A 15,525-nucleotide genomic window follows, 5' to 3' on the forward strand; every position below is an offset into this window, starting at 1 on the left:
CAGCGTCTGATTCGCGACGAAATGCAGACGAACAGAACCCTCTTTCAAGACCGGAGTCCCCCTACCACTGTGACGACCCCCGTACGTGGCCCCCTGGAACGGATCCGCAACGCCTCCGTCACCCAGCATCCTCCCCCCGAGGTGCGCATCAGGTCGCGCCGGCGCCTGCGTGCCTGTCACGAGTGCGACTGGATCATGGCGCTGCCGCCGCTGCGTCCCGGTGAAGAAGCGGACTGTGTCCGCTGTGGTCACGACCTGGTCAAGCGTCATGCCTTCCCCGCCCAGCGCAGCCTGGCGCTGTCGCTGGCATCGCTGGTGGCATTGGCGCTGGCCCTGTCCTTTCCGTTTATCGGCTTCAGTACGCGTGGCGTCGGCAACGAAATAGAAGTGGCCCAGACCGCCACCCAGATGCTCGAGCACCACCAGCCCATCGTCGCCATGGTGGTGCTGATGTCGATCATCGTGTTGCCGGCGATCTATCTGCTGACGGTGGTGTGGCTGCAGATCAGCCTGATGCTGCCCCGCCGTCTGCCCTATAGCCGCACCCTGGCCCGTGGACTTTCCCACATCGCGCCATGGCTGATGGCCGACGTCTTTATCGTCGGCACCATGGTGGCGCTGATCAAGGTGGCAGGACTTGCCGAAATTTCCCTCGGACCGTCGTTCTGGGCCTTTATCGCCTACGCCATCCTGCTGCTGGCGACGACCCTGTCACTGGACAAGGACTGGCTGTGGTTCTCGCTCAGCGGCGAGCCTCTGGCACCGGAGGGCACGCGCACCGGCGAGACCGCGGCTTCCCAGGGGCTCACCGGCTGCCCCACCTGCGGGCTGATCAACTGCCTGGACAGCGAGGGCCATGGCCGTTGCGTGCGCTGCAGCGAGAAGCTGCACGCCCGCCGGCCGCGCAGCCTGCAGACCACCTGGGCGCTGCTGTTCACCGCCGCAGTGCTCTATATCCCCGCCAATGTCTATCCCATCATGTACACCACCAGCCTCGGCAGCTCGGACCCGCAGACCATCATCGGCGGTGTCATCTACCTGGTCAGCCACGGTTCCTGGCCGGTGGCGCTGGTGATCTTCGTGGCCAGCGTCATCGTGCCCATCGGCAAGCTGCTGGCACTGGTCTGGCTGTGCCTGGTGGCGCCGCGGGCACCGGGCATGCGCTCGGTGGTGCGAGCGCGGCTCTACCGATTGACCGAGCTGATCGGACGCTGGTCGATGGTCGACGTCTTCGTGGTAGCCATCCTGGTGGCCCTGATCCGCGCCGGTGCGCTGATGTCGATCGATCCTGGCCCCGCTGCGCTGGCCTTCGGTGGCGTGGTGATCATCACCATGCTGGCGGCCATGAGTTTTGAGCCTCGCCTGCTGTGGGACGGCAGCGAGGATCCCTGCAACCCGATGGACTCCCCGGATGATGACGGGTTGCACGGCGACCACTCGGGCCTGGCGTCCGACGCCGCCCCTTCACCCCATCGCACTGCGCCGGATGAACAAGGAAGCACACCATGAGTGACGCCGATAAGCGCCACCCCGACAACCCGCCAGCGCCGTCCAGCAAGGACATGCACCGCGCCGCGCCGACCCAGCAGAAACGGCTGTCGCCGGTGTGGATCGTGCCCTTTGTGGCACTGCTGATCGGCGCCTGGCTGGTCTACGACAACTATGCCAGCCGCGGCCCCCAGATCGCGCTGCATCTGCCGTCCGCCGACGGCATCGAGGCCGGCAAGACGTTGATCAAGACCCGTAACGTGGAGGTCGGCAAGGTCACCTCGGTAGCACTCAGCGACGATCTCTCCGGCGTCGAGATCACCGCTCAGATGGAACCCCAGGCCGAGAAGATGCTGGTCGAGGACACCCATTTCTGGGTGGTCAAGCCGCGCATCGGGCGCGAGGGTATCAGCGGACTCGGCACCGTTCTCTCCGGTGCCTATATCCAGCTCGAGCCGGGTCAGAGCGAGGTGGATGCCCGCGAATTCGACGTCAGCGACCAGCCTCCGGTGGCGCCGCCGGGTGCCCAGGGGCTGCGTCTCAACCTGGTCAGCCAGGTCGGCAACTCGCTCAGCGTCGGCGACGCCGTCACCTTCCAGGGGGTCAGCGTCGGACGCGTCGAGGAGGCCGACTTCGATGTCTCCACCCAGAGCATGCACCACCGCATCTTCATCGAGAGCCCCTACGACACCCTGGTCACCGAGAACACCCGTTTCTGGGCTACCAGCGGCATCGACGTGCGCTTCGGTTCCGACGGTTTTCAGGTGCAGGTCGAGTCGCTGGAAGCGCTGCTCGGCGGCGGCGTCACCTTTGGCGTGCCCGACGATGTTCCCGCCGGCAAGGAGGCGGAAGAGGACGCCTCCTACGAACTCTATGCCGATGAGGAGGCCGCCCGCCAGGGTACCTTCAATCGCTATCTCGAGTACGTGCTGCTCAACGAAGATACGGTACGCGGCCTGTCCCGCGGAGCCCCGGTGGAATTCCGTGGCGTGCGCATCGGTACCGTGGCAGCCGTCCCCTGGAACTTCACCTCGCCCCAGCCGGAAAACCGCGACAAGCTGGCCATCCCGGTGCTGATCCGCATCGAACCCCAGCGTCTGGGCATCGGCGCCAACGAGCTGGATCTGCAGGAGTGGCGTGAGCGCTTCGACCGGCTGTTCGAGCGTGGCCTGCGCGCGACCCTCAAGAGCGGCAGCCTGTTGACCGGGGCGCTGTTCGTCGACCTCAAGATCGACGAAGAGCTGCAGGGCCAGTATCTGGCCGAGACCTTCGCCGACCGCCCGGTGTTCCCCACCGCCTCGGCTGGCCTTGCCCAGATCCAGGCCCAGGTCACCGCCCTGCTCGACAAGCTCAACCGCCTCGAAATCGAGCCTATCCTGTCGGGACTCGACCGCAACCTTCAGGTCTCAGAGGCGATGCTGACCCAGGCCCGCTCACTGGTGCAGAGCATGAACAGCCTGCTCGACAACCCCGAGACCCAGGGCTTGCCCGGCAACCTCAACCAGACCCTGGTCGAGCTGCGCCGCACCCTCGACGGGCTGTCGCCGGAATCCAGCGTCTACCAGGACCTGACCCGCACCCTCAACGAGGTCGAACGTCTGGTGCGTGACCTGCAGCCGGCCGCTCGCAAGATCAGCGACGATCCCCGCGCGCTGCTGTTCGACAGCATCCAGACCGAGGACCCGATCCCGCGGGCACCGCGCTGATCGCCTCCCGCCCGAGTCAGCGGACTCGGGCGGGATAGACGGAAGCATCGACAACACTGACCTCACCGGAAAGGAGTTCTCCATGAGGCCGATACATCGCCTGTGTGTTCCCCTGCTGGCGCTGTGGCTGGGCGGCTGCGCCAGCGGCACCGCCCCCATGAACCACTACGTGCTGCCCTCGGATGCAGGCAGCAGCGATGCCCGGGTCCCCAGCGCCGACGAAACGCCGTTGCTGGTGTCCACACCCAGGCTCGCCAACTACCTCGAGGCCGAAGGCATTGTCCTTCAACTCGACGACATCTCGCTGAACGAGGCCAAGTCCCACCAATGGGCGGCACCGCTGGCACAGCAACTCGAACGCGGCCTGCGCGACCGCCTGGAGGCCAGGCTGCCTGGACGCCGGGTGCTGCTGTCCGGCGACAGTGGCAACGCCCTGACGCTGGAATTGAGCGTCGACCGCTTCCAGGGCCACTACGACGGCTACGCCGTGGCTTCTGGTCAGTGGCTGTTGCGTGACGGCCAGCGCAAGGTGGTGGACAGCGACAGCTTCGAGGCCACCGAGTCGCTGGACAGCGACGGCTATTCGGCACTGGTACGGGCGCTGGGGCGCACCTGGGATCAGGTGGCCGATGATATCGCCGCCCGGGTCCGCGTCGCTCCCTGAGCGTCTCGACAACGCCCTCCCGCCCCTCTTCAAGGTTCTGCCGGCCCGACTTCTTTTCACCCCCGCCGATGCGCCGGGCCGGCAAATCTGGCATCATGCCCGCAACGGTGACGGGGGTCCCCCGCTAGAGCGGTCACCGAATTTTTCCCCACGCCTTGTCCGGGACCGACGCCATCAGAACGGTGGCGTCCAGCGAGTGCGTGCGTGCTGGAGTTTGCATGAGTTTTTCCGATCTCGGCCTGCGTGCCGAATTGCTTCGCGCCGTCACGGCGCAAGGCTATGACACCCCGACTCCGATTCAGCGTCAGGCCATCCCCGCGGTACTCAAGGGTGGTGACCTGCTGGCCAGTGCCCAGACCGGCACCGGCAAGACAGCGGGCTTTACCCTGCCGATGCTGCAGCGCCTGGCCGATGGCCCTCGCCCCTCCAAGCGCCAGGTCCGTGCCCTGGTGCTCACGCCCACCCGTGAACTCGCCGCCCAGGTCGGCGAGAGCGTGCGCGACTACGGTCAGCACCTGTCACTGCGTCACCACGTGATCTTCGGTGGCGTCGGCCAGCAACCCCAGATCGACGCCCTGCGGCCCGGTCTCGATGTGCTGGTGGCAACGCCTGGCCGCCTGCTCGACCTGCACCAGCAGGGGCACGTGGATCTGTCGAGCGTCGAGATCCTGGTGCTCGACGAAGCCGACCGCATGCTCGACATGGGCTTTATCCACGACATCCGCCGTGTGCTGAAGCTGTTGCCCGAGAAGCGTCAGAACCTGCTGTTCTCGGCGACCTTCTCCAGCGAGATCCAGGCGCTGGCCGACAAGCTGCTCGACCGCCCGGAGATGATCGAGGTCGCACGCCGCAATACCACCGCCGAGACCGTCGACCAGGCCGTCTACCGAGTGGACCGGGAACGCAAGCGCGAGCTGCTGTCACACCTGATCACTAGCCAACGCTGGTTCCAGGTGCTGGTGTTCACTCGCACCAAGCACGGCGCCAACCGCCTGGCCGAGCACCTCGACAAGCGCGACATCTCTGCCATGGCGATCCACGGCAACAAGAGCCAGTCAGCCCGTACCCGCGCCCTGGCGGCGTTCAAGGCCGGCGAGCTGCAGGTTCTGGTGGCCACCGACATCGCCGCCCGTGGTCTCGACATCGACGAACTGCCCCACGTGGTCAACTTCGAGCTGCCCAACGTCGCCGAGGACTACGTCCACCGCATCGGTCGTACCGGCCGTGCCGGCAACGAAGGCCAGGCCATCTCGCTGGTGTGCGTCGATGAGCATGGCCTTTTGAAGAACATCGAGCGCATGATCAAGCGTGACCTCGAGAAGCGCATCGAACCGGGCTTCGAGCCCGACCCCAACGCCAAGCCGGAGCCCATCGAGAACGGCCGCAACAAGCGCGGTGGCGGTCAGCGCCGCAGCCAGGGTGGCAACAATAGCTCCCAGCGCGGCAACGGACGACGTGGTGACGGTGGCGGTGGCGGCGACAATGCCCGCAACGGCAATGGCGAGCAGCCTGCACGTCGCAGGCGCAGGCGCTCCGGCCAGGGCAACCGCCAGGGACAGGCATAAGCTCGAGCATCGCCTCAGGCATAGCCCCGAGCGGCTGGACAAGAGCAATCCGGGGGGCGGCTTGCCGCCCCCTTCCATCTCAGCAGGACAGCGATATGGCATCTCCAGAACTGATCAAGGAATATCGCCGCTTCCGGGCCTTCCAGAAGCAGGCGCAACTCGACAACGAGCATCGCGGCGCCCAGACCAAGATCGACGAGGCGCGGGTCAGTGCCGCTCGCATGACCGAGGCCTACCGCAGCATGGCAGAGAAAGGCGCCGAGCAGGGGGCCTGCTATCGCACCCTCTACCTGCGCGACCATGACGGCGTGGCGCTGACCTGCGAAGGCTGGATGTTCGTGCGTCGCGTGCTGGCCGAAGGCGGTGCCACTCGCGTACGCGCCAGCCTGCTCGAGACCTTCCGCCTGGAGAATGGCCAGTGCGCCCCCGGCGACACCCCGGTCGAAAAGATCACCCTGGAGATCTACGACCAGCTGCTGGTCGACAAGGGGATGGCCACGGCCGTGCGCATCGATGGCGTCGACGGCGATCGCCACAGCCAGTTCCTGACCTTCAATGATCAGGTGCGTGGCGATCTGCGTCGCTTCCTGAAATAACCGTATCGGCCGCCGTCCGCGGGGCCTGCGCCTCCGGCGGCGCGCCTTCCCCGCTGCGGTGGTCCACCCGCTGGAGCCCCCGATGAAGGTCTCGTCCCTGCCCTGGCGCTTTCTGGTGCTGATGGTACTGGTCGGCCTCAACCTGAGACCGGCACTCTCTTCGCTTGCCCCGCTGCTCGCCCGTGTGCAGCAGGATACCGGCCTGTCCCCCAGCGCCATCGGCGCCCTGACCACCCTGCCGGTATTGTGCCTGGGCCTGTTCGCTCCGCTGGCGCCCCGCCTGTCGCGCCAGTACGGCCCGGAACGCGCCTTGTCGCTGGGTCTGGTGGTCATCACCAGCGGTCTGCTGCTGCGCTGGCAGGGAAGCCCCCTCGCGCTCTACGCCGGCACCCTGCTGGTGGGTGCCGGTATCGGTGTATCGGGCGCCCTGCTACCGGCGCTGGTCAAGCGCGAGCTGCCCCGGGGCGCCGACCTGATGACCGGGGTCTACACCATGGCCCTGTGTCTGGGTGGCGCCCTGGGTGCCGGTCTGGCGATTCCCCTGAGCGACCTGCTGGGTGGCTGGACACGCAGTCTGGCGGCCTGGTCGCTGCTGGCCATGGCGGCGCTGATCGCCTGGGAGCTTTACATGCCGCGCACCGCCGCTACCCCGCGGATGGCGGGTGACCCCGGCACCGGCATGACCCGTGGCCTGCTGCGCCAGCCCCTGGCCTGGCAGGTGGCGCTATTGATGGGCACCCAATCGTCGCTGGCCTACATCGTCTTCGGCTGGCTGCCGACGCTGTTGATGCAGCGCGGCATCGGCGAGGCAGAGGCCGGCCTGTTGATGGGCATGTCGGTGATGGTCCAGCTGATTTCTGCGCTGCTGGCACCCTGGCTGGCCCGCTTCGGTCGTGATCAGCGCCCGGCGCTGCTGCTGGTCCTCGCCAGCACCGCCAGCGGCCTGTGGATCCTGTTGATGGCCGACACCTCCCTGCGCTACCTCGGCGCACTGCTGCTGGGGCTCGGCCAGGGCGGCAACTTCTCCCTGGCGCTGACCCTGATCGTGCTGCGCAGCGCAGATTCGCGTCTGGCAGGCCGCCTGTCCGGACTGGCCCAGGGTGGCGGCTATGCCCTGGCCGCCCTGGGCCCCTTGAGCGTCGGCATCATGCTTGACCTGCAGGCACCGATCACCGCCATCGCCTGGCTGTTGATGGGGATCGCCGCCGCCGCCGCCAGCTTCGCCTGGTTCGCCGGTCGTCAGCGTCAGCTCTGCTTCGACGCCGACGATAACGTCATCACCCGCTGCGCGCCTCGCCGAGGCTCACGCTGATACTGTCACTCGTGTCTTCACTCCTTGTGCAGGAAGCCCACCCATGACCCACTCACCCCTGGACCCGGTGCTGGTGATCTACGCCGGCGGCACCATCGGCATGATCGACACCCCCTCAGGCCTCGCCCCCGGCCCCGACATGGAAGCCCGGGTGCGCGACGCCCTGGCCACACTACCCGACGATCGCCGGACCGCTCTGCCACCCTTTACCTGGATCGAGGTCGAGCAACCCATCGACTCCAGCGGCGCCCGTCCCGAGGACTGGGCCCGGCTGGCCGCGCTTGTCGCCGAGCAGGCCAATCGCCATCGCGGCGTGGTCGTGCTGCACGGCACCGACACCCTGGCCTGGACCGCCTCGAGCCTGGCCTACCAGCTTCAGGGCATCGATCGCCCGGTGGTGGTGACCGGCTCCATGGCGCCGCTGGCCCAGCAGCACAGTGACGCCCTGTACAATCTCGAGAGCGCGCTGCGCTACGCCGCCATGCCTGAATTGCAGGAAGTGGCGGTGAGCTTTGGCGACAAGCTGCTGCGGGGCAGCCGGGCTCGCAAGTGGCACACTCGCGAGCCGGATGCCTTCGAAAGCCCCAACCTTGACCTGCTGGGGAAGCGCCACGGAAACGACTTCCGGCTGCATCGCGAGCACAGCCTCGAGGCTACGCAGCGCGGCGCACCCCGCTACGAGCTCGGCGACTATCATGGCCTGGGGGAGCAGGTGGTGCGGGTGGTCCTGTGGCCGGGCATTCAACCCTGGCAGCTGGCGGCCTGGCTGGGTGATGACCGCGTCAAGGGCGCCCTGATCGAGGTGTGGGGCGGCGGCAATGTACCTGACGACACCGAGCTTGGCGCCGTGCTGGCAGAGGCCAGCGGCCAGGGCAAGCTACTGGTCGCGATCAGCCAATGCCCACACGGCACCATCGACATCGGACACTACGCTGCCGGCAAGATGCTGGCCGACGCCGAGGTGGTATCCGGCGACGACATGACCCCTGAGTCGGCCTATACCAAACTGGTGCATCTGCTGTCGCTGCCCCTCTCGCTGGAACAGAAACGTCGGCTGTTTCGAACCCCGCTGGTCGGAGAACGAGGTTGACATCCCGCAGGTCACAGAGCAATTTTATGCTCTATTGACACTCAAGGGGCCATGATGGAGTAAGGTTAGGGAGTCCCCGTCATGACAAGGAGTTGCTCATGGAACACCCGGATCATCCCTTCAGCGAGTTGTTTGAACAGCTGGGCCTGGCTTCCGAGCCGGAAGCCATCAAACGATTCATCGATCGCAACTCGCCGATTCCGGAGGGGGTCGAACTGCCCGATGCGGCCTGCTGGAATGAAGGACAGTCGGAATTTCTGCGCGAAGCCATCGAGGCCGATGCCGACTGGGCCGAGGTAGTCGATCATCTGGACGCTTCACTGCGCAAACCCTAGGGCTTGTGCGAAAAGTGCCTGCGCTTGGTAATACGGCGTTAAAAATCGGGTCAAGACGCTCATTTACACCTCGTAAACTGCGCTTTCTCACCGATTTTTGCCTTGTCTAACCATCGCTCGTCGACTTTTCGTATAAAGCCTGGGGCTCGTCTGAAAAGTAGCTGCGCTCGTCGACTCTTCGGACAAGTCCTTTACAAGCTGCGCGAGCCGCTGATGTCGGCGGCTCGCGCCACTATCAGGCCGATGGATCGGCCCTGACACCAATCGCACAACGACAATCGATGGCCTTTTCGACGTGACCTGTCTTCCCCCTGATATCGAAGCGCGGCTCGAGCCCGCCACGCGTCTTCCCTCTCTGCCTGCCGTGGTATCCGAGCTGCTGGTACTGGCGAGCAATCACGACGCACCGCTGACCGACTTCGCGACCCTGCTGTCCCGTGACCCGGCCCTGTGCCTGCAGCTGCTGCGGCTGGCCAACAGCCCCTACTATCGCCGCGGTTGCGATCCCGTCATCTGCTGCGAGCACGCGGTGACACGCCTCGGTATCGATGGCACCCTCACCGCGCTTTTGGGTTTCACCCTGGTGCGCGACGCGACCCGCGGCCCCCTGGCCGACTATTGGCGACGCACCCTCGCAGCCGCGCACTTGATTCCGGCCATCGCCAAGGTGGTAAATCCCCGCCATCCGGGCGAATTGTCGACGCGCGCCCTGCTACGCGAGGTCGGGGTACTGCTGCTGTACGCATTGGACCCGAACTACTTCGAGCTGACCGCCCAGGCCGCCACCCGCGAACAGCGCCTGGCTCTGGAACACCGGCATCTTGGCTGCGACCGCGACCAGGCGTCGAGCTGGCTGGCACGGCGCTGGCAGCTGCCCACCAACCTGTTCCTTCAGCGCCCTCTCGAGCCGGAAGGCCAGCGTCACCACGAATGGCTCGACGGCCTTTGCCTGGAGCTCGCCGACGAACTGGCCGGATGCTGTCTGGACGACGACAGCGACGCCATCCCCGCCGTGCTTCATCGTTTTCAGCAACGCATGAACATGGACGGCAATGCCCAGGCACGTCTTGTCGATGAACTCGCGAGTCGCCTGGAGACCTTGCCGGATTTTCTCGCCACCACGCTGTCGGCAGATGAGGATATCGAACGCCTGCTGGTCGCCGGCAAGCAGCGCCTGCACGGGCTGACCATGAGCCTGGCCGAGCGGTTGCACCATCGAGAGGACCAGCTGATTTCGCTCCAACGCGACAACGAGGCGCTGGATGTGCGCGCCAGCACCGATGCCCTCACCGGTCTTGCCAATCGCTCCGCGCTGGAACGGCGCCTCGAGGAGATGCTCGAGGACGCCCATGCCCGAGACAAGCCGCTGTCGGTGCTGTTTCTCGATCTGGATCACTTCAAGCCGCTCAACGACCGCTACGGCCACCGACTCGGCGACATCGTGCTGGTCAATGTCGCCGCTACCCTGCGTGACGCCATCCGTGAGTCGGACCTGGCGGCCCGCTACGGCGGAGAGGAGTTCGTCATCGCCCTGCGGAACACGCCGGAGCCAGGAGCTTTGCGGGTCGCGCAGCGGCTACAGCAGTGGCTTGCCGAGCAACCCATGGCCCAGGTCGACCAGCGCCCCCTTTACGTCAGCGCCTCCATCGGCATCGCCCAATGGCAGCCCGGCATGGACAGCATCGACGCAGCGTCGCTGGTGGAAAAGGCGGACCTGCAAATGTACCAGGCCAAGCAGGCCGGCCGTGCCCGCATCAGTAAAGCTGAACAACTGCAGGAGCGCGCCGGGGAAACATCCTGAAGCAGCACTTGATCAGAACAAGATCTATGCCTGGCGTGGACGTCAGTGGACATCAAGGCACTCGCTAGAGACGCGCCTCGACCCGCTCCAGGATCTGGGCGCTGACCTTGGCAACCAGCGGGCGAGCCGCGCGATTGACCGCCTTGGCGACCAGCCGATTGCGGATCTGGTAGTCGACGATCAGGCTGACCGCGGTACCTTCATCGACCGCTTCGAGTTCATAGCGGCCCTGATTGCGCACACCGTCGATCGACTCCCAGGCCAGTCGGCTGGGCGGCGACTTCTCGGTTACCTGCACCTCGAAGGTCCAGTCCATGCCGACCGCGTGGACATGCCAGCGATAGCGATCGTCCCCGAGCGGCTCGATCTCGGTGATCAGATCCGAATAGTCGGCGAAATCCTCGACCTTTTCGAGCAGGGCGAAGACGCGCTCGGGAGGCGCGGGAAGCGTGGCGCTGTGTTCGATGGTGGGCATGGCCAGACCGACTCCTTGCCTGAGGGATGCTCCAAGGTAAGGCTGCTACGGAGCCTAGCATCCCGGTTCCCCAGGCCCTTGTAAAGCCGTGCCTATCATCAGGCTGACGGCAGGTCCCGCAGCAACAGAGCGAACTCGAATTCATCAGGCGACAGCGCCTTCCCCGGCAGCTTGAGCCTTACCCGGTGACCATCCCCGGGCGCCACCTTCAGCGCGCTGCCGTTGCCCGCCTCCATCGCCTCAAGGGTGAAACGACGGTTGCCGGAGGGCAGCATCAGCTCGAGGCGATCACCGACCTCGAAGCGGTTCTTGACCTCGATGTCCAGCCAATCTGGTCGCGACTGCGTCACTACCTGGCCGACGAACTGCTGGTGGACTCCCACCGAGTGCCCACGCTCGTAATTCTGGTACTCGTCGTGGACGTGGCGTCGGTAGAAGCCTTCGGTATACCCCCGGTTGGCCAGGTTTTCGAGCTCATCCATCAGCTCCATGTCGAAGGGCCTCCCGGCCACGGCGTCATCGATGGCACGACGATAGACCTGGGCGGTACGTGCCACATAGTAGGGCGACTTGGTCCGCCCTTCGATCTTCAGCGAACTGACCCCCATCTCGGCGAGCCTCGCCACGTGCTGAACGGCGCGCAGATCCTTTGAATTCATGATGTAGCTTCCGTGCTCGTCCTCGAACACCGGCATCAGTTCGCCAGGCCGCTGTGGGTCCTCGATCAGCGCCGAGCTCTCCTCCCGGCCCTGTGCCACGTCCTGCGCAGGGATCAGATCGCCACAGGCGTCAGTGCCGGCCGGGTGGGTCCGGTAGTTCCAGCGACAGGCGTTGGTGCAGGTGCCCTGATTGGGGTCGCGCCGGTTGAAGTAGCCCGACAGCAGACAGCGTCCGGAATAGGCGATGCACAGGGCACCGTGAACGAAGGTCTCGATCTCCAGGGTCGGGCACTCGGCACGGATCTCGGCGATTTCCTCAAGCGACAGCTCACGCGACAGGATCACCCGAGAGATACCCTGGGACTGCCAGAAGCGAGCCGCCGCGTGATTGACCACATTGGCCTGCACCGACAGATGGATCACCTGGTCAGGCCAACGCTCTCGCACCATCATGATCAAGCCAGGGTCGGACATGATCAGCGCATCCGGCCCCGCCTCGACGATCGGTGCCATGTCCTTAAGGTAGGTCCTGAGCTTGGCATTGTGCGGAGCGATATTGGAGGCCACGTAGAAGCGCTTGCCACGCGCCTGGGCCTCAGCGATGCCTCGGGTCAGGTTGTCGAGGCCGAAGTCATTGTTGCGTACACGCAGTGAGTAGCGCGGCTGACCGGCATAGACCGCATCGGCGCCATAGGCGAAGGCGAAGTGCATATGCCGGTAGGTGCCGGCCGGTGACAGTAGTTCAGGGGCATTCATCCAGGCGTCTCTCTCGTGGGCCGGGCTTTGGCCAGGGTTAAGCCGGGCAGACAGCAGTAAACCGCGCAGCCTGCCACAACCGCGAGCAATGCACGTTGACAAGGAGCAAGTCGCCGGCATCAACGCCGCACTGGTGTTGCCGTCCGGCTTTCGTTACCCTTGTCGCGCCGGACCGGACCCCGGCCGCTGGCGATCCTTGTCGCCACCCCAAATTCTCCGAATCGAGACCCCCTTCATGAGCACGACTTCCCGCTCCACCGTGGTGATCTACTCCGGTGGCATGGACTCTTTCACCGTACTTCATCGCGCCTTGCACGAAGGCCTCGAAGTTCACGCCCTGTCATTCGACTATGGCCAGCGCCACGCCCGCGAACTCGAGGTGGCCCGCCATGTCTGTCAGGAGTTGAAGATCCCTCATCAGGTCGTCGACATCACCGCCATCCATGGCTTGATCGACAACTCTGCGCTGACCGACGCCAATCGCAAGATCCCTGGCGGTGACTACGCCGAAGACAACCTCGCCGCCACGGTGGTCCCCAATCGCAACATGGTGCTGCTGTCGCTGGCCATCGCCAAGGCGGTGAATATCGGCGCCAGTCGCGTCGACTACGGCGCCCACGGCGGTGACCACGTGCTCTATCCGGATTGTCGTCCCGAGTTTGTCGAGCAGATGAATGCGGTGGCCGCCATCGCCAATTTCTCGCCGGTAGAGATCCACGCACCCTATCTACGGTCCAGCAAGAGCGAGATCCTGGCCGACGGACTGTCCATGGGACTGAACTACCGCGACACCTGGACCTGTTACGAGGGCCGGCGCCTGGCCTGTGGCCGCTGCGGCAGCTGTCTGGAGCGGCTCGCCGCCTTCGCCGACCAGGGTGTCGAAGATCCGTTGGCCTACGCCGCCAATACCCGGCAGGAGCCGGCGATTGCACAGGCAGACCAGGGCGGAGCGCACCAGGATGTATAGCGTCAAGGAAGCCTTCTATACCCTTCAGGGAGAAGGCGTACAGGCCGGCCGCGCCAGCGTCTTCTGTCGCTTTGCCGGTTGCAATCTTTGGTCGGGTCGCGAGCAGGACCGCGCCAGCGCCCAGTGTCGCTTCTGCGACACCGACTTCGTCGGCACCGATGGTCAGAACGGCGGACGCTTTGCCACCGCCGACGCCCTGGCCGAGCACATCACCCGCTTGTGGCCACACCCCCACGAGGGTGTCACGCCCTACGTCGTGTTCACCGGTGGCGAGCCCCTGCTGCAGCTGGATGCCGCCTTGATCGACGCGGTGCACGCTGCCGGCTTCGAGATTGGCGTGGAGACCAACGGTAGTCTGGCCGCGCCGGACGGTATCGACTGGCTATGTGTCAGCCCCAAGGGCAATGCGCCGCTGGTGCAGACCCGCGGTGACGAGCTGAAGCTCGTCCATCCCCAGACCGACGCCCCGCCTGAGCGTTTCGAGGGCCTGGACTTCGACCATTTTCTGCTGCAGCCGATGGACACCTCCGGGCTGATGGCCAGCGACGCTCGCAAGGAGCCGCTCTCAGCCACGGTAGAGCACTGCATGGCGCATCCACGCTGGCGGCTGTCGCTGCAGACCCACAAGATCGCGGGGATCGACTGATGGCACTCTTTGTACGACGACTGACACATCTCGACGTATCGCTGTGGTGTCCCGATCGTGGACTGATCGGCGCGAGCTGGCTGGTCGACGTCGAACTCGATGGAGAGCTCGGTGAAGACGGCATGCTGTTCGACTTCGGCGAGGTCAAACCCTGGATCAAGGCACGTCTCGACGGCGGCGCCGATCACACCCTGCTGGTGCCTACCGAAGCTCCCGGCGTCAGCGTCAGCGAGTGTCGCGTAGGCATCTGCGTACGCACCACGACGCCCTACGCGATGGAGGTGCGCGGGCCCCGCCAAGCCTTTACCCTGCTACCCTGGCGCAGAATCACCCCCGAGGCCATGGCCGAGCACCTGTCACGCCAGTTGATGCGCCAACCGCCCGAGCGGGTATCCAGCATCGAACTCAGCCTCGCCGATGAGTCCATCGATGGCGCCGCCTACACTTACAGCCACGGCCTTCGCCGCCACGCCGGCAACTGCCAGCGTATCGCCCACGGCCACCGCTCGCGGCTGGAAGTCGTTCAGCGCGGCGTGCGACAGCCGGAGCTCGAGCGCCGCTACGCCCGCTGGCTCGACGATACCTACCTGGTGGACGAACACGACCTGGAACAGCCCCTGGGCGACATGCTGCAGTGCGGCTACCGCTCGCCCCAGGGCCTGTTTCACCTGCGCCTGCCCCGCGAGCGCTGTCACGTCCTGCCCGGCGCCACCACGGTGGAACGCATCGCCCAGTGGCTGGCGGCGACCGTCGCCCGGGACACCGGAGAGGACACCGCGGTGCGCGCCTATGAAGGCGTCGACAAAGGCGCGACGGCAAGAAGCCCCGGCGAACGATCTCGATAACGTCTCGATAACTTCTCGATAACTTGTCGATAGCATCTCGAGATCAGCAAGAATGACCGACCACCGAGACAACCAAGCGCATTTGAAGAATGCAATGAGCCAACCAACGTCATGAGCGAACTGATCGCCTCCTCCTCGCCGCACGAGGCCCACACAGCGACCGGCGAACAGGGCTGCCGCCCCGGCTGCGGCGCCTGCTGCATTGCGCCATCGATCAGCTCACCGATTCCCGGCATGCCGGCGGGCAAGCCCGCCGGCATCCGCTGCGTGCAGCTCGACAACGACAACCTGTGCCGCCTGTTCGGCCGACCCGAGCGTCCGGCGGTGTGCGAGCGCTTCGACTACGACGCCGATATCTGCGGCAGCCATCGAGACCAGGCGCTGGCCAATATTGACGAACTCGAACGCCTGACCTGAGTTGGGCTGACCTGAATCGGGCTGACTTACTCCGAGTAGCCGTCGCTCAACATCATCTACACCGGTTGTCTATGTTCAGGCAACCCTCATTACCGCGCTCCCTACTGACGCCCTCTCCACTGCCCCCTCATCAGTGATCCACCAACAAGAAAAGGCCGGGCCACCCAAAGGTGGCCCGGCACTCTTTATGACACTCCGGGCTG

15 protein-coding genes are annotated in these 15,525 nt (G+C 65.5%); 13 read left to right on the forward strand and 2 right to left on the reverse strand.

Annotation, left to right across the window (positions count from 1 at the left end; all coding sequences use genetic code 11):
• The first annotated feature begins 69 nt into the window (after nt 1-69).
• The 9 genes from C6W88_RS20075 (at nt 70) to C6W88_RS20115 (ending at nt 10,557) form a co-directional block, all read left to right on the forward strand.
• The gene (locus C6W88_RS20075) at nt 70-1,509 is read left to right on the forward strand and encodes a PqiA/YebS family transporter subunit (protein ID WP_375038472.1); all 1,440 of its coding nucleotides are present in this window, start codon (nt 70-72) and stop codon (nt 1,507-1,509) included.
• Entirely contained in the window at nt 1,506-3,194 is a 1,689-nt protein-coding gene (pqiB, locus tag C6W88_RS20080; protein WP_108133774.1) for an intermembrane transport protein PqiB, read from the forward strand. The genes C6W88_RS20075 and pqiB overlap by 4 nt, the downstream gene beginning before the upstream one ends.
• 82 nt (nt 3,195-3,276) lie before the next feature.
• Nucleotides 3,277-3,858, forward strand: coding sequence for a PqiC family protein (locus tag C6W88_RS20085; RefSeq protein ID WP_045994327.1), 582 nt, complete (start codon nt 3,277-3,279; stop codon nt 3,856-3,858).
• Between the two features lie 218 nt (nt 3,859-4,076).
• The gene (locus C6W88_RS20090) at nt 4,077-5,423 is read left to right on the forward strand and encodes a DEAD/DEAH box helicase (RefSeq protein ID WP_108133775.1); all 1,347 of its coding nucleotides are present in this window, start codon (nt 4,077-4,079) and stop codon (nt 5,421-5,423) included.
• A 95-nt stretch (nt 5,424-5,518) separates the two neighbouring features.
• The gene (locus C6W88_RS20095) at nt 5,519-6,019 is read left to right on the forward strand and encodes a hypothetical protein (RefSeq protein WP_045994329.1); all 501 of its coding nucleotides are present in this window, start codon (nt 5,519-5,521) and stop codon (nt 6,017-6,019) included.
• Between the two features lie 82 nt (nt 6,020-6,101).
• Nucleotides 6,102-7,331, forward strand: a complete 1,230-nt coding sequence (locus C6W88_RS20100) for an MFS transporter (RefSeq protein ID WP_231498726.1) — start codon at nt 6,102-6,104, stop codon at nt 7,329-7,331.
• Nucleotides 7,332-7,374: 43 nt separating this feature from the next.
• Nucleotides 7,375-8,421: an asparaginase gene (locus C6W88_RS20105; protein ID WP_108133776.1), complete on the forward strand. Its 1,047-nt coding sequence runs from the start codon at nt 7,375-7,377 to the stop codon at nt 8,419-8,421.
• Nucleotides 8,422-8,519: 98 nt separating this feature from the next.
• A complete protein-coding gene (locus C6W88_RS20110; protein ID WP_045994332.1) occupies nt 8,520-8,756 on the forward strand; it encodes a DUF2789 domain-containing protein in 237 nt (78 codons plus the stop codon).
• 295 nt (nt 8,757-9,051) lie between these two features.
• Nucleotides 9,052-10,557 (forward strand): GGDEF domain-containing protein, encoded by a 1,506-nt coding sequence (locus tag C6W88_RS20115; protein WP_108133777.1) that lies wholly within the window; start codon nt 9,052-9,054, stop codon nt 10,555-10,557.
• Nucleotides 10,558-10,621: 64 nt separating this feature from the next.
• Here the strand turns inward: C6W88_RS20115 and C6W88_RS20120 are convergent, their stop codons facing one another.
• Entirely contained in the window at nt 10,622-11,032 is a 411-nt protein-coding gene (locus tag C6W88_RS20120; protein ID WP_045990888.1) for an SRPBCC family protein, read from the reverse strand.
• A gap of 98 nt (nt 11,033-11,130) precedes the next feature.
• On the reverse strand, nt 11,131-12,447 hold the full coding sequence (trhP, locus tag C6W88_RS20125) for a prephenate-dependent tRNA uridine(34) hydroxylase TrhP (RefSeq protein WP_108133778.1): 1,317 nt from the start codon (nt 12,445-12,447) through the stop codon (nt 11,131-11,133).
• A gap of 235 nt (nt 12,448-12,682) precedes the next feature.
• On the opposite strand from trhP, the gene queC reads away from it, so the two are divergent.
• From queC to C6W88_RS20145, 4 genes are all read left to right on the forward strand, one after another.
• A complete protein-coding gene (gene queC, locus C6W88_RS20130; protein ID WP_108133779.1) occupies nt 12,683-13,414 on the forward strand; it encodes a 7-cyano-7-deazaguanine synthase QueC in 732 nt (243 codons plus the stop codon).
• Nucleotides 13,407-14,060 carry a 7-carboxy-7-deazaguanine synthase gene (gene queE / locus C6W88_RS20135; RefSeq protein WP_108133780.1) on the forward strand — a complete coding sequence of 218 codons (654 nt, stop codon included), beginning with the start codon at nt 13,407-13,409 and terminating at the stop codon, nt 14,058-14,060. The genes queC and queE overlap by 8 nt, the downstream gene beginning before the upstream one ends.
• On the forward strand, nt 14,060-14,905 hold the full coding sequence (locus tag C6W88_RS20140) for a 6-carboxytetrahydropterin synthase (protein ID WP_108133781.1): 846 nt from the start codon (nt 14,060-14,062) through the stop codon (nt 14,903-14,905). Before queE ends, C6W88_RS20140 begins: the two co-directional genes overlap by 1 nt.
• Before the next feature lie 111 nt (nt 14,906-15,016).
• Nucleotides 15,017-15,322, forward strand: a complete 306-nt coding sequence (locus C6W88_RS20145; protein ID WP_108133782.1) for a YkgJ family cysteine cluster protein — start codon at nt 15,017-15,019, stop codon at nt 15,320-15,322.
• Nucleotides 15,323-15,525 lie beyond the last annotated feature (203 nt).

Origin of the sequence: Halomonas litopenaei, from assembly GCF_003045775.1 — a bacterium.
GTDB lineage: Bacteria > Pseudomonadota > Gammaproteobacteria > Pseudomonadales > Halomonadaceae > Halomonas > Halomonas litopenaei.

Excerpts from the sequence above, each read along its gene's own strand:
- C6W88_RS20095 (WP_045994329.1), top strand. The coding sequence starts at position 5,519 with ATGGCATCTCCAGAACTGATCAAGGAATATCGCCGCTTCCGGGCCTTC.
- pqiB (WP_108133774.1), top strand. The coding sequence starts at position 1,506 with ATGAGTGACGCCGATAAGCGCCACCCCGACAACCCGCCAGCGCCGTCC.
- trhP (WP_108133778.1), bottom strand. The coding sequence starts at position 12,447 with ATGAATGCCCCTGAACTACTGTCACCGGCCGGCACCTACCGGCATATG.
- C6W88_RS20105 (WP_108133776.1), top strand. The coding sequence starts at position 7,375 with ATGACCCACTCACCCCTGGACCCGGTGCTGGTGATCTACGCCGGCGGC.
- C6W88_RS20120 (WP_045990888.1), bottom strand. The coding sequence starts at position 11,032 with ATGCCCACCATCGAACACAGCGCCACGCTTCCCGCGCCTCCCGAGCGC.
- C6W88_RS20100 (WP_231498726.1), top strand. The coding sequence starts at position 6,102 with ATGAAGGTCTCGTCCCTGCCCTGGCGCTTTCTGGTGCTGATGGTACTG.
- queE (WP_108133780.1), top strand. The coding sequence starts at position 13,407 with ATGTATAGCGTCAAGGAAGCCTTCTATACCCTTCAGGGAGAAGGCGTA.
- C6W88_RS20085 (WP_045994327.1), top strand. The coding sequence starts at position 3,277 with ATGAGGCCGATACATCGCCTGTGTGTTCCCCTGCTGGCGCTGTGGCTG.
- C6W88_RS20110 (WP_045994332.1), top strand. The coding sequence starts at position 8,520 with ATGGAACACCCGGATCATCCCTTCAGCGAGTTGTTTGAACAGCTGGGC.
- C6W88_RS20140 (WP_108133781.1), top strand. The coding sequence starts at position 14,060 with ATGGCACTCTTTGTACGACGACTGACACATCTCGACGTATCGCTGTGG.
- queC (WP_108133779.1), top strand. The coding sequence starts at position 12,683 with ATGAGCACGACTTCCCGCTCCACCGTGGTGATCTACTCCGGTGGCATG.
- C6W88_RS20145 (WP_108133782.1), top strand. The coding sequence starts at position 15,017 with ATGAGCGAACTGATCGCCTCCTCCTCGCCGCACGAGGCCCACACAGCG.
- C6W88_RS20090 (WP_108133775.1), top strand. The coding sequence starts at position 4,077 with ATGAGTTTTTCCGATCTCGGCCTGCGTGCCGAATTGCTTCGCGCCGTC.